Origin of the sequence: Curtobacterium sp. MCSS17_015, assembly GCF_003234265.2 — a bacterium.
GTDB lineage: Bacteria > Actinomycetota > Actinomycetes > Actinomycetales > Microbacteriaceae > Curtobacterium.
Genome location: NZ_CP126256.1, coordinates 638,087 through 650,303 on the forward strand (window position 1 = coordinate 638,087; position 12,217 = coordinate 650,303).

The following is a 12,217-nucleotide window of genomic DNA, read 5'->3' on the forward strand; positions in this document are numbered from 1 at the left end:
CGTCTCCTCGGTACGCGGGACGAGACGCGATGTATCGCGTCTCGGAGCTCACGCTACATCGCGTTCTGTGGGTCCGCCAGGGTCAGGCGGAGACGTCCGGCGCTCCCTCAGCAGCCGGCGAGGCGGGAGCGGGACCGGGAGCGGGAGCGGCCTGGGTGGCGGGACCGGCCTGGGCGGTGGGACCGGCCGGGGTGGCAGGGCTCCAGGGGAACCGGCGGAAGAGCGGCATGAGCGGTTGGACCAGCGGCCCGATCGCGAACGCGGCGACCACCGTGCCGACACCGACGTCCCCGCCGAGCAACCAGCCCGCGACCACGACCGTGACCTCGACGACCGTCCGCGCCGCCCACACCGGCCAGCCGAACCGCTCGTGCAACCCGACCATGAGACCGTCCCGCGCACCCGTGCCGAGACCGGCACCGATGTAGCACGCCGTGGCGACTGCGAGCAGGGCGAGGCTCGCGACGAAGAGCAGGACCCGACCGACCAGGTCACCCGGCTCGGGCACCAGCCACAGGACCAGGTCGGAAGCCGGACCGATCGCCAGCGCGTTGAGGAGCGTCCCGATCCCGGGGCGCTGTCGCAGCGGGACCCAGAACAGCAGGATCACCAGGCTCGACACGACCGTGATGACGCCGAACGACCACGGCAGCACGTGCTCCAGACCCTGGGTGAGGACCGTCCACGACGAGACACCGACGACGGCCCGGACCTGGAGTGCGACGGAGGCGCCATAGAGGAAGAGGCCGACGAGCAGTTGCACGAACCGGAGGGGGACGGCTGTGGAGCGGGGCATGTCTCGATGCTCGTCTCGATTGGCCTGCTGGTCGAGAGCCAATCCGACTATCGTGGACCCATGACGCCCGTCCTGCTCAGCGCCCGCTCCGCCGCCGTGCTCCTGACGCACTGGCGCGCCGGGTCGGCCGCGCCCGCCTACGAGGCCCTCGCCGACGCCGTGCGGGTCCTCGTCATCGACGGGCGCATCCCGCACGGCGCACGCCTGCCGGCCGAGCGCGGGCTCGCGAGCGCGCTCGGCGTCTCCCGCACCACCGTGGCGAACGCGTACGCACGGCTCCGGGACGACGGCTACCTCACCTCCCTGCGCGGCTCCGGCAGCGTCGTCCGCCTGCCGCTCGAGGGACGACCGGACCCGGAACAGCTCGGCGGCGTCGTGCCGGCGGACGTGCTCGACCTGCGGAAGGCCGCCCTCCGGAGCGCCCCCGTCGTGGCCGAGGCCGTCGAACGCGCGATGCGGCACCTGCCGGCGGCGCTCGCCGGGATCGGGTTCGACACCGTCGGCGACCCGGGTCTCCGTGCGGCGATCGCGGAGCGGTACACGGCGCGGGGGCTGCCGACCTCGCCGGCCGAGGTGATCGTCACCGTCGGTGCCCAACACGCGATCGCGCTGCTGGCGCGGGTGCTCGTCGGCCGCGGCGACCCGGTGCTCGTCGAGTCGCCGACCTACCCGCACGCGCACGAGGCCCTCCGCGCTGCCGGTGGTCGGCTGGTGTCGGTCCCCGTCGACCCGAGGGGCGGGTGGGACGAGGGCGTGCTCGACGCGGCGATCCGCCGGTCGGCCCCGACGATGGCGTACGTCATGCCCGAGCTGCACAACCCGACCGGGGCGACCATGCCCGCGTCCACCCGGACCGTCCTGCTCGAGGCCGCCGCAGCCGTCGGCACCGTGGTCGTCGCCGACGAGACGATGGGGGAGCTCCGCATCGACGGCCCGTCCGCACCGCCGCTCGCCGCCGGGGCCCCTGGCGAGGTCTTGATGGTCGGTTCGGCGGACAAGGTGTTCTGGGGCGGCCTACGGATCGGCTGGATCCGGGCCGCGCCGGAGCTGCTGCACCGTCTGCTGCTCGCCCGACCGACCGGGGACCTCGGCACGCCGACCCTCGACCAACTCGTCGCGCGCGAACTGGTGCCGCAGACGGCGGCCGTCCTGGAGGCCCGGCGTCCGGCCCTGCGCGAGGGTCGCGACGGGCTCGTGGCCGCGCTGCGCACGCGGCTGCCGGAGTGGGACGTCCCCTCACCGGCCGGCGGGTTGACGACGTGGGTGGGGCTCGGACGACCGGTGTCGACCGCGCTGGTCCTCGCCGCGCGGTCGGAGGGCGTCGTCCTGGCGTCCGGGGGCGTCTTCGGGCCGGACGGCGGGTTCGAACGGTCCCTGCGCGTGCCGTTCACCGTCACCGGAGCGGAACGGGAACGGGTGGTGGAGGCACTCGCGCGGTCCTGGGCGCGGGTGGGCGGCGCGACCGTGGGCGCACGAGGGTCGTCCGCGGCGGTGGTGTGACGGCGGACGTGTCACTCCTCCGGTGGATGCCGATGCCCCTCCCGGGGGATGCGGTGACGGTCCCGCGCGCGCCAGCATCGAGACCATGAACAGCACCCTGTCCTCCGCCGGCGTGACCCGGAGCGCGTCGGCGACCCCCGACCACCTGTCCGCCAGCACGGTGCCGCCGCTGGCCCGGGTCACGATGGCGCTGACCGCGGCCGTGCTGGCCGGGGTCGCGACGAGCTTCGGGCAGGCGGTGCCCGGGCTCGCGTCGATGTCGAACGCGGCCGGTCCGTGGTTCGTCGTCGCCGTGCTGCTCGTGCTCGCAGCAGGGGTCGCCCGCGGCGGTGACCGGCCCCGGGTACGGACCGCGTCCGCGATGGTGCTCGGCGTCGTCCTGCTCGAACTCATGCACATCGGGTACTGGGCGGCGACGAACCTGCGCGGGTTCGTCGACACGCTGTCGATCACGAACTTCTGGGTCGTGATGGGCGTGCCCGCGGGGCTGCTCGCCGGCGCCGTCGTCGTGGCGCTCCGGTCGACGGACGGCCGCTGGCGTGGTGCGGCCGCCGGTGTGACCGCCGCCGTCCTCATCGGTGAGGGGAGCCGCGCACTGCTGCAGGTCGCAGCCACCACCGGGACGACCACCTGGGTCGTGCAGATCGTGGTCGGGGTGGCCGTCCTGGTGGTGGGCATCGCGTTCGCCCGGTCGCCGATCGGCCGCGCGGTCGCGCTCGGGACCGGCGTCGTCGGCTCGGTCGGCGTCTTCGTCGTGTACTCCGCGTTCGGCGCCGCCTGACCCGAGCCCCCCGAGCGGGTCCGCGCAACTGCACGTTCATCCACAGGATGCATGTCCGGTGGGAGTACGGACGACGCGGCTGCGAGGATCAGCTCGTGCACCTCCTCTCCGTCTTCAGTCTCCGGAACCGCGCCCTCATCGCCCTCGTGACGATCGTGGTCGCCGTCTTCGGTGGCGTCGCCCTGTCGAGCCTGAAGCAGGAACTCATCCCGAGTGTCGAGTTCCCGCAGGTCGCCATCGTCAGCGCCTACCCCGGCGCCACGCCGGAAGTCGTGTCCAACGACGTCTCGACGAAGATCGAGCAGGCGATCCAGGTCGTGCCCGACCTCGAGTCGACGAGCGCGACCTCGTCCACCGGGCAGAGCGTCGTCTCCGCCTCGTTCGACTACGGCTCGAACCTGGCCAGCGCCGAGGACAAGATCCAGACGGCGGTCAACGCCCTGTCGCTGCCGGACTCCGTGCAGACGCAGATCGTCACCGGGTCCTTCGACGACCTGCCGGTGCTCCAGGTCGCGATCTCGGCCTCCGGCAACCAGGAGGAGCTGGTCGACCGGCTGCAGGCCACGGCGATCCCCGACCTCGAGAAGCTCGACGGCGTCCGACAGGCCGACGTCTTCGGCAACCCCGGTCGTCGCGTCGTCATCACGCCGAACGAGGACGAGCTCGCGGCACGCGGCCTCAGCCAGACGGCGATCTCCGACGCACTCGACGACAACGGCACGCTCATCCCCGGTGGCACGATCACCGAGGACGGTTCGACCCTGTCGGTGCAGACCGGTGAGCGCATCGCATCGCTCGACGACATCCGCGACCTGCCGCTGACCAGCTCGTCGGGGTCCGGCGGTTCGGGTTCGGGCGACACCGCCTCGGGCGACAGCGTCTCGGGCGGCGCGGCGACCGACGGCTCGGCTGCGGGTGCACCCGCTGCCGGCGCACCCGCTGCCGGCGGAACGACGACCGGTGGGGCGACCACGGGCGGGACGACGACCGGTGACACGACCGGCGCTGCACCGACCGACGGCGCGGCGACGCCCGCCGCGACCCCGACCGACACCACGCTCGGCGACGTCGCGACCGTGGCGATCGAGGAGTCCCCGCGCACGTCGATCAGCCGCGTCGACGGCGAGCAGGCCCTGACGATCTCGATCACGAAGACGCAGGAGGCCAACACCGTCGACGTGTCGACCACCGTGCGTGACGCGCTGCCGGAGATCGAACAGAAGATCGAGGGCGACCCGCGGTTCACCGTGGTGTTCGACCAGGCGCCGTACATCCAGCAGTCGATCGACTCCCTCGCCGAAGAAGGCCTGCTCGGCCTCGCCTTCGCCGTCATCGTGATCCTGGTGTTCCTGCTCTCGGTGCGGTCCACCCTCGTCACGGCGGTGTCGATCCCGACGTCGGTGCTCCTCGCGGCGATCGGCATGCAGGCGGCGGGCTACTCGCTCAACATCATCACGCTCGCCGCGTTGACGATCGCGATCGGCCGCGTGGTCGACGACTCGATCGTCGTCATCGAGAACATCAAGCGGCACATGCGCCCGGGCGTCGACCGTGGGCAGGCGGTCCTCGACGCCGTGCGCGAGGTCGCCGGCGCCGTCACCGCCTCCACGCTCACGACGGTCGCGGTGTTCCTGCCGGTGGCCTTCGTGGCGGAACTCGTCGGCGAACTCTTCCGACCGTTCGCCGTGACCGTCACCCTGGCGCTCGTGGCCTCGCTGCTCGTGTCGCTCACGATCGTCCCGGTGCTGGCGTACTGGTGGCTCCGCCCGCGGAAGCCGAAGCGGACCGAGGCCGCGGAGGGCGGAACCGCCGCCGACACCGCGCAGCCCGCCCACGCCGCGCAGGCCGCCGACACCCCGCCGAGCGCCCACGCCGGTCGTCGTGTCGAGGAACCCGCCGCCGTCGGCGCGACCCCCGAACGGTCACTCGCGTCCGCGGCGGACCTCCACGACGCCGACACCTCGGACCGTCTGCGGCGGGTGTACCTGCCGGTGCTGCGATGGGCCGTCCGGGCCCCGGTCGTCGTCGTCCTGTTGGCCGTCGTCGTCCTCGGCGGCACGGTCGCCGCGCTGCCGCTCGTCACGACGAACTACCTCGGCGACTCCGGGCAGAACACCTTCACGGTGACGCAGGACCTGGAGGCCGGGTCGAGCCTCGAGGTCCAGTCCGAGTCCGCGCGACAGGTCGAGCGCGAGCTGCAGGACGTCCCCGGCGTCGAGACCGTGCAGACCACCATCGGCACGAGCGGCCAGTCCATCCAGGCGGCCTTCGGCGGTGGTGGCTCCGCATCGGTGCAGTACGCGGTGACGACCGACGCCGAGGCCGACCAGCCGACCATCCAGGCCGATGCCCGCGAGCGTCTCGGGGCGATCGACGGCGTCGGGGAGATCACCATCGCCTCGTCCGGGGGCGGGTTCGGTGGCAGCAGCGACATCGAGGTGGACGTCACCGCCCCGACGCAGGCGCAACTCGAGACCGCCTCGCGCCAGGTGCTCGCGACCATGCGCGCGGTCGAGGGCACCGCCGGGGCGACGAGCAACCTGTCGGCGGCGGAGCCGTTCCTCGCCGTCCGCGTCGACCGGGCGAAGGCCGCCGACCTCGGGCTCACCGAGACCCAGGTGGGCGGGCTCGTGGCCGCCGCGGTCTCGCCGCGCGACACCGGCAGCATCGAGATCGACGACGCGACACTCGACGTCTACATCGCGGCCGCGGAACCGCCGACCACGGTCGCTGCCCTGCGCGCCCTCGAGGTGCCGACGAGCACCGGGACGGTCCCGCTGACGGACGTCGCGACGGTGGAGCAGTCCGAGGGTCCGACCACCGTCACGACGACGAACGCCGCCCGCACGGCCACGATCACCGTGACGCCCGACGCGACGAACCTCGGTGCCGCCGTGCAGTCCGTCACGACGGCGGTCGACGAGTTGGACCTTCCGCGGGGTGCGAGCGCGTCCATCGGGGGTGTCGCCGCGAGCCAGTCGTCCGCGTTCTCCCAACTCGGACTCGCCGTCCTCGTCGCCGTCCTGATCGTCTACGTGATCATGGTCGCCACGTTCCGGAGCCTGCTCCAGCCGCTGATGCTCCTGGTCTCGGTGCCGTTCGCCGCGACCGGTGCGATCCTGCTGCAGATCGTCTCCGGCGTCCCGATCGGTGTCGCGTCGCTCATCGGTCTGCTCATGCTCGTCGGCATCGTGGTGACGAACGCGATCGTCCTCATCGACCTGGTGAACCAGTACCGGCGACGAGGCCTGCCGGTGCGGGAGGCACTGCTCGAAGGCGCCACCCGTCGTCTCCGGCCGATCCTCATGACGGCGATGGCGACGATCTTCGCGCTGCTGCCCATGGCGATCGGGCTCACCGGCAAGTCGGGCTTCATCTCGCAGCCGTTGGCGCTCGTCGTGATCGGCGGACTGGTGTCGTCGACGCTGTTGACGCTCATCGTGCTGCCAGCGCTGTACGCCCTGGTCGAGGGGGCGCGCGAGCGGCGGGCGGAGCGGAAGGCGGCGGGCTTGCCGCCGGAGAGACGGTTCCGGTCGATGATCCGTCGAGTGTTCCGGCGCAACCGGTCGCGGGCGCAGTCCTAGCGGCCGCGCGGGGGCTCAGCAGTCGCTGGGCTCCCCGTCCGCGGTGCGGAACCACGACACGAGCGCGCACGTCAGGGTGACCAGGAAGACGACGGCCCCGACCTGCGCCACGACCGACATCTGCCCGGTCGCGGCCCCGTACCCGGCGGACGACACCGTCACCAGGAACGACAGCCCGAGCAACAGTTCGACGGCTGTCCGGACACCCGTCGACGGAGCGGTGGGGGCGTGCAGGGTGCGAGTCGTCGGCGTCTGGGTCACCACGGAAGTCTGACGACGGGCTCGTCCGGACGGCAGTCCCGCTCCGGGTGGCACCCGCGCGGGGTACGGCGTCGCGACCGCACCACCGCGTCAGGCCGGGTCGGGACGGGTCAGGCCGGGCCAGGACGGGTCAGGACGGGTCGACGCAGGCTGCCGGGGCACGCGTCAGCGCAGGCCGTCGCGCAGGAACGCCGTCACACGTCGGCTCATCGCCCGGTCGAGCTGGGCGATCGAGTGCGCCGATCCCTGCACCGCCACGAACGTCACCGGCACACCGTGTGAGCGCAGGGTCGACGCGAAGCGCTGCGACTCCCAGAGCGGGATGAACTCGTCGGTCGAGTGCCCGATGAAGAACGGGGCCGTCTCCTGCGTCACCTGGTACTCCGGCGATGCCCGCTCGGCGGCCGGGCACGATCGGTACGAGGTGCATCCGAGGTAGAGCAGCTGCTTCCGCTGGAACGAAGCCGAGACCCCGTCGGCGCCGGTCGACCGGGCGGTCAGGTCGGTCGGGCCGCTGAGGTCGACGACGGCCCGGATGCGGAAGCCGTCGGCGTAGGCGCTCGACTCGTGGTCCTCGACGGCCAGCAGTGCGGCGAGGTTGCCGCCGGCGCTGCCGCCGAACACACCGACCCGGTCCGGGTCGACGTCGTACGTCTGCAGGGTCGTCGGTCGGAAGACGAAGTCGAGCGCACGCCGGACGTCGTCGAACCCGGCGGGGAACGGGTCCGTCGGGGCGAGCCGGTAGTCGACGTTGAACGTCACGAAGCCCTCGGACGCCAGGAACTGGCACACCGATCGGTACGCCGCCGTGGCCTTGTCACCGTGCGACCAGCTGCCGCCGTGGACCATCATCACGGCCGGGCGCGAGCCGACCTCGACGCGGTCCGGTGCGGCGGAGGCCGGCGCCGTCGGCACCGTGGTCGGCGTCGCGGTGCTCTCGGCCGGACTGTCGGCGGGCAGGCACACGTCGAGTTGCTGCAGGGGGTCCTGTCCGTACGGCACGTCCTGGACGACGTCGATGCCGTGGTACTCCAGCGACAGCGGGTAGATGACCGGGTCGGCGGTGACGGTGGTGTTCCGGTCACCGGTCCCGTCGACGCTGCACGACGCCGCCACGCCGACGACCGCGACCGCGGCGACGAGCGCGAGCAGGGTGCGGCGGCCGGACTTCATCGCCAGCCACGGTACATGGGCAGCCGGGGGTGCCAGGATGGGCGCGAGACCCGCAGGAGGACCCGTGAGCCGTCAGAAGTCCTGGAACGCCGATCCCGAACCGCTCCTCCGAGTCGGTCCCGGGTTCCGGCTCGACACGGTCGACCCCGACTCGACACCGGGGTTCCCCGGTCGCAAGATCGACGGGCTCGAGGCGCTCGCCGCCGGTGCCTCCCGCCTGGCTGCGCTGCAGGAACGGCTCTGGGCAGCGGCGACGGCGGGGGACCAGCGCCGCGTGCTGCTCGTCCTGCAGGCGATGGACACCGCGGGCAAGGGCGGCATCGTCTCGCACGTGGTCGGCGCGGTCGATCCGAACGGCGTCCGCTACGCGGGCTTCAAGGCACCCACCGCCGAGGAGCGCGAGCACGACTTCCTCTGGCGCGTCGAACGGCAGCTGCCGGACGCGGGGCAACTCGGTGTCTTCGACCGGTCCCACTACGAGGACGTCCTGGTCCAGCGCGTCCGCGGGTTCGCCGAGCCGTCCGAGATCGAGCGGCGGTACGGGGCGATCGTCGACTTCGAGCACCGCCTCGCCGAGCAGGGCACGACGGTCGTCAAGGTGATGCTGCACATCTCGAAGGACGAGCAGCGTGAACGGCTCGGCGAGCGTCTCGACCGGCCGGACAAGCACTGGAAGTTCAACCCGGGCGACATCGACGACCGCCTGCTGTGGGACGACTACCAGGACGCGTACCAGATCGTCTTCGACCGCACCTCGACGCCGCAGGCGCCGTGGTACGTCGTGCCGGCGAACCGCAAGTGGTACGCCCGTCTCGCCGTGCAGCAGCTCCTGCTGCGCGCCCTCGAGGACATGCGCCTCTCCTGGCCCGCCGCGGACTTCGACGTGGCCGAACAGCGGCAGCGGCTCGCCGCGTCCTGACCGAGCCGCCGGCCGCCGGGAGGCCCGCCCGCCTCCGTCTCCGACCCCGCCGGGCCACAGGGCTGGTCTCATCGCGCCCGGTCGCGTATGCTCGATCGGTCGGCCTTCGACACCGCGGCTGCGAGCCGCGGACGTGTTTGGGTGTTGTGTAGTTCGAGGGCTGGAATCGCGTCGATCGACGTTGCGATGAACCCCCTCTCCACGAACCGCCCCCGCCGATGTCGCTGCCGGGCTGCGTGGTACGTCTGCACCCCGGAAAGAACACATGGCCCCGTACGACAAGGGCGCGAACTCCCGCGCTGACCGCTCCGACCGCACGCGTCACCCGAACGGCACCCCTGCCGCTCGCAGCGCCAAGCACCGCGGCTTCCGTGCCGCCGACCCGACCGCTCCGCGCCAGAAGCAGCGCTGGGACGCCGACGAACGTCGCTCCCGTCCGTCCTCGGGCGAGCGCCCGAACTGGGAGCCGCGCGACAGCCGCGGCAGCCGTCCCGCGTGGGAGCCGCGCGGTGCGGGCCGTCCCGCCCGCGGTTCGGACCGCGACGAGCGTGCGCCGCGTCGTGATGCCGACGAGCGTGCGCCGCGTCGCTTCGACCGCGACGACCGTGCCCCGCGCTCGTTCGATCGCAACGACCGCGCTCCCCGTCGTGACGCCGACGAGCGCGCGCCGCGTCGCTTCGACCGCGACGACCGAGCCCCGCGTCGAGACAGCGACGACCGTGCCCCGCGTCGCTTCGATCGTGATGACCGTGCTCCGCGTCGCTTCGATCGTGATGACCGCGGGCCGCGTCGTGACAGCGACGAGCGTGGGCCGCGGCGCTTCGACCGTGATGACCGTGCCCCGCGCTCGTTCAACCGCGATGACCGCGGGCCGCGTCGTGACAGCGATGACCGTGCCCCGCGTCGCTTCGACCGCGATGACCGTGCCCCGCGCTCGTTCAACCGTGACGATCGTGCTCCGCGTCGTGACGCCGACGAGCGTGCGCCGCGTCGCTTCGACCGTGATGACCGCGCCCCGCGCAAGTCCGATCGCAACGACCGGGCACCCCGCTCGTTCGACCGCGACGAGCGGGCCCGGCGTCGCGACGACGCTCCCCGCGGACACTTCGTCCCGGCGGACGACGTCAAGCTCGAGAAGCTCCAGGCCGACTCCACTGTCGCGGCCGACGTCGAGGGCGTGACCTTCGGCGACCTCGGCATCGGTGGCAACATCTCCCTTGCCCTGGCCGAGCTCGGCGCGAGCAGCCCGTTCCCGATCCAGGCCGCGACGATCCCCGACGTGCTCGCCGGCAAGGACGTCCTCGGCCGTGGCCGCACGGGCTCCGGCAAGACGATCGCGTTCGGCGCCCCGCTCGTCGAGAAGCTCATGGAGCACGGCGGCGGCACGAAGCGCAAGATGGGCCGCGCCCCGCGTGCGCTCATCCTCGCCCCGACCCGCGAGCTCGCCCTGCAGATCGACCGCACGGTGCAGCCGATCGCCCGGTCGGTGGGCCTCTTCACGACCCAGATCTACGGCGGTGTGCCCTACGGGCGCCAGGAGGGTGCCCTCCAGCGGGGCGTCGACATCATCGTCGGCACCCCCGGCCGCGTGCAGGACCTCATGAACAAGGGGACGCTCGACCTCAGCGAGGTCGTCATCTCCGTCCTCGACGAGGCCGACCACATGTGCGACCTCGGGTTCCTCGAGCCGGTGCAGGAGATCCTCTCCGCAACGGCCGACGTCACCCCGCAGGGCAACCGGGCGCAGAAGCTCCTGTTCAGCGCGACGCTCGACACCCAGGTGGCGGCGCTCGTCGACGAGTTCCTGCACGAGCCGAGCGTGCACGAGGTCGCGGGTGAGGACCAGGCGTCCTCGACCATCGACCACCGCGTGCTCGTGGTCGAGCAGCGCGACAAGGACCGCGTCCTCGAGGAGCTCGTCGCCGGCGAGGGCAAGACCATCGTCTTCGCCCGCACGCGTGCCTACGCCGAGCGTCTGGCCGACCAGTTCGAGGACGCCGGCATCCGTGCGACCTCCCTGCACGGTGACCTCAACCAGTCGCGCCGTACGCGCAACCTGCAGCTGCTCACGAGCGGCCGGGTGAACGTGCTCGTGGCCACCGACGTCGCTGCGCGTGGCATCCACGTCGACGACGTCTCGCTCGTCGTGCAGGCCGATGCGCCCGACGACTACAAGGCGTACATGCACCGCTCCGGCCGCACGGGTCGTGCCGGCAAGGAGGGCACCGTCGTCACGATCGTCCCGCGTGGCCGTCGCCGCAAGATCGAGGGCATCCTCGAGCACGCCGAGATCGAGGCGGACCTCGTCGAGAGCGGTCCCGGCGACCGCATCATCGCTGAGCTCGCCGCGCGCTGACCTCGGCATCTGACCGACATCGAAGGCTCGGTCCGCGCTGGCGCGTCGCTCTGAGCGCCGCGCGTCCGGGAGGCCCGGTACCAGTCGGTACCGGGCCTCCCGGCACCGCCGCCACACCGCCGCCACACCGCCGCCACACCGCTGGCGCGTCGTGTGCGGCCCGGCTGGTGGGGTCCAGCTCCCGTCCGTCGTCCACCCGCGGGACGAACAGGTGCGCGCACGTGCGACGCGATGCCGTTGCGCCTGTCGCCGCGGTTGCGTGTCGCGGAGGTGTCAGCGGTTGAAGAACAGCACCCCGCGCGCGTAGCCGGCCTGGCCGGCGTGCTGGACGCAGTCGTCGAGGATGCTGACGAGGCGCACGCCGACGGTGACCGGCGGGTCGTAGTCCTCGTCGATGACGGTCTCGAGGTCCTCGGGCGACAGCGTCCCGAGGTACGACACGGTGCGTTCGTGCACGGCGGCGAGGTACCCGGTCAGGAGGTCGGCTGACGCGCGGACCCGGCCGACGTCGTCACGCGACATGCCGTAGCCGAGCGCCTCGGCGGGGAACGGCAGACCGAAGCGTCCGACCCAGCCGTCCGCGGTCCACACCTGTTCCGTTCCGGCGAGGGCGGCGATCTGGGAGTCCTGGCCGCGCGCGATGTGCCAGGCGAGCCAGGCGAGGGTGTTCGCCCCGGCGGCCGGTCGGGATGCGAGCTGGTCCTCGGACAGGCCGTCGACGGCACGTCCGACCGTCTCGGGCACGCGGGAGAACGCTTCGACGAGGAGTTCGGCGGGAGTGGTCATGCGACCGACGGTACGCCGCTGTCCTCCACCGTCGTCCGGTGGCAGCCGGTCCTCCACGGGT

9 protein-coding genes are annotated in these 12,217 nt (G+C 72.6%); 5 read left to right on the top strand and 4 right to left on the bottom strand.

The genetic code is table 11. The features are described from left to right. Window positions 1–82: 82 nt before the first annotated feature. Window positions 83–796 carry a membrane protein YczE gene (gene yczE, locus DEJ18_RS03015; protein ID WP_111209495.1) on the bottom strand — a complete coding sequence of 238 codons (714 nt, stop codon included), beginning with the start codon at window positions 794–796 and terminating at the stop codon, window positions 83–85. Window positions 797–856: 60 nt separating this feature from the next. Here yczE and yczR point away from each other — a divergent pair, with 60 nt between their 5' ends. The 3 genes from yczR to DEJ18_RS03030 all read left to right on the top strand — a co-directional run bounded on the left by yczR (window position 857) and on the right by DEJ18_RS03030 (window position 6,661). Beyond that, window positions 857–2,296 (top strand): MocR-like transcription factor YczR, encoded by a 1,440-nt coding sequence (gene yczR, locus DEJ18_RS03020; RefSeq protein ID WP_111209496.1) that lies wholly within the window; start codon window positions 857–859, stop codon window positions 2,294–2,296. Between the two features lie 85 nt (window positions 2,297–2,381). Beyond that, window positions 2,382–3,077 (top strand): DUF6518 family protein, encoded by a 696-nt coding sequence (locus DEJ18_RS03025; protein ID WP_111209497.1) that lies wholly within the window; start codon window positions 2,382–2,384, stop codon window positions 3,075–3,077. A 95-nt stretch (window positions 3,078–3,172) separates the two neighbouring features. Next, window positions 3,173–6,661, top strand: a complete 3,489-nt coding sequence (locus DEJ18_RS03030) for an efflux RND transporter permease subunit (protein ID WP_111209498.1) — start codon at window positions 3,173–3,175, stop codon at window positions 6,659–6,661. 15 nt (window positions 6,662–6,676) lie between these two features. Here DEJ18_RS03030 and DEJ18_RS03035 read toward each other — a convergent pair whose 3' ends face one another. Together DEJ18_RS03035 and DEJ18_RS03040 are read right to left on the bottom strand one after the other, a co-directional pair. Next, a complete protein-coding gene (locus tag DEJ18_RS03035) occupies window positions 6,677–6,922 on the bottom strand; it encodes a hypothetical protein (RefSeq protein ID WP_146241466.1) in 246 nt (81 codons plus the stop codon). Window positions 6,923–7,087: 165 nt separating this feature from the next. Then, window positions 7,088–8,095, bottom strand: a complete 1,008-nt coding sequence (locus tag DEJ18_RS03040) for an alpha/beta hydrolase (protein WP_111209500.1) — start codon at window positions 8,093–8,095, stop codon at window positions 7,088–7,090. A 64-nt stretch (window positions 8,096–8,159) separates the two neighbouring features. Here DEJ18_RS03040 and DEJ18_RS03045 point away from each other — a divergent pair, with 64 nt between their 5' ends. Next, complete coding sequence (locus tag DEJ18_RS03045; RefSeq protein WP_258376830.1) at window positions 8,160–9,014, top strand: polyphosphate kinase 2 family protein; 855 nt, start codon at window positions 8,160–8,162, stop codon at window positions 9,012–9,014. A gap of 265 nt (window positions 9,015–9,279) precedes the next feature. Next, window positions 9,280–11,370, top strand: coding sequence for a DEAD/DEAH box helicase (locus DEJ18_RS03050; protein WP_111209502.1), 2,091 nt, complete (start codon window positions 9,280–9,282; stop codon window positions 11,368–11,370). Window positions 11,371–11,643: 273 nt separating this feature from the next. On the opposite strand, the gene DEJ18_RS03055 is transcribed toward DEJ18_RS03050, so the two are convergent. Further along, window positions 11,644–12,156 (bottom strand): mycothiol transferase, encoded by a 513-nt coding sequence (locus DEJ18_RS03055; RefSeq protein ID WP_111209716.1) that lies wholly within the window; start codon window positions 12,154–12,156, stop codon window positions 11,644–11,646. Window positions 12,157–12,217: the final 61 nt, after the last annotated feature.

Bases quoted from the DNA above. Each gene is read 5' to 3' on its own strand.
- DEJ18_RS03025 (WP_111209497.1), top strand. From the start codon at position 2,382: ATGAACAGCACCCTGTCCTCCGCCGGCGTGACCCGGAGCGCGTCGGCG.
- DEJ18_RS03055 (WP_111209716.1), bottom strand. From the start codon at position 12,156: ATGACCACTCCCGCCGAACTCCTCGTCGAAGCGTTCTCCCGCGTGCCC.
- yczE (WP_111209495.1), bottom strand. From the start codon at position 796: ATGCCCCGCTCCACAGCCGTCCCCCTCCGGTTCGTGCAACTGCTCGTC.
- DEJ18_RS03040 (WP_111209500.1), bottom strand. From the start codon at position 8,095: ATGAAGTCCGGCCGCCGCACCCTGCTCGCGCTCGTCGCCGCGGTCGCG.
- yczR (WP_111209496.1), top strand. From the start codon at position 857: ATGACGCCCGTCCTGCTCAGCGCCCGCTCCGCCGCCGTGCTCCTGACG.
- DEJ18_RS03050 (WP_111209502.1), top strand. From the start codon at position 9,280: ATGGCCCCGTACGACAAGGGCGCGAACTCCCGCGCTGACCGCTCCGAC.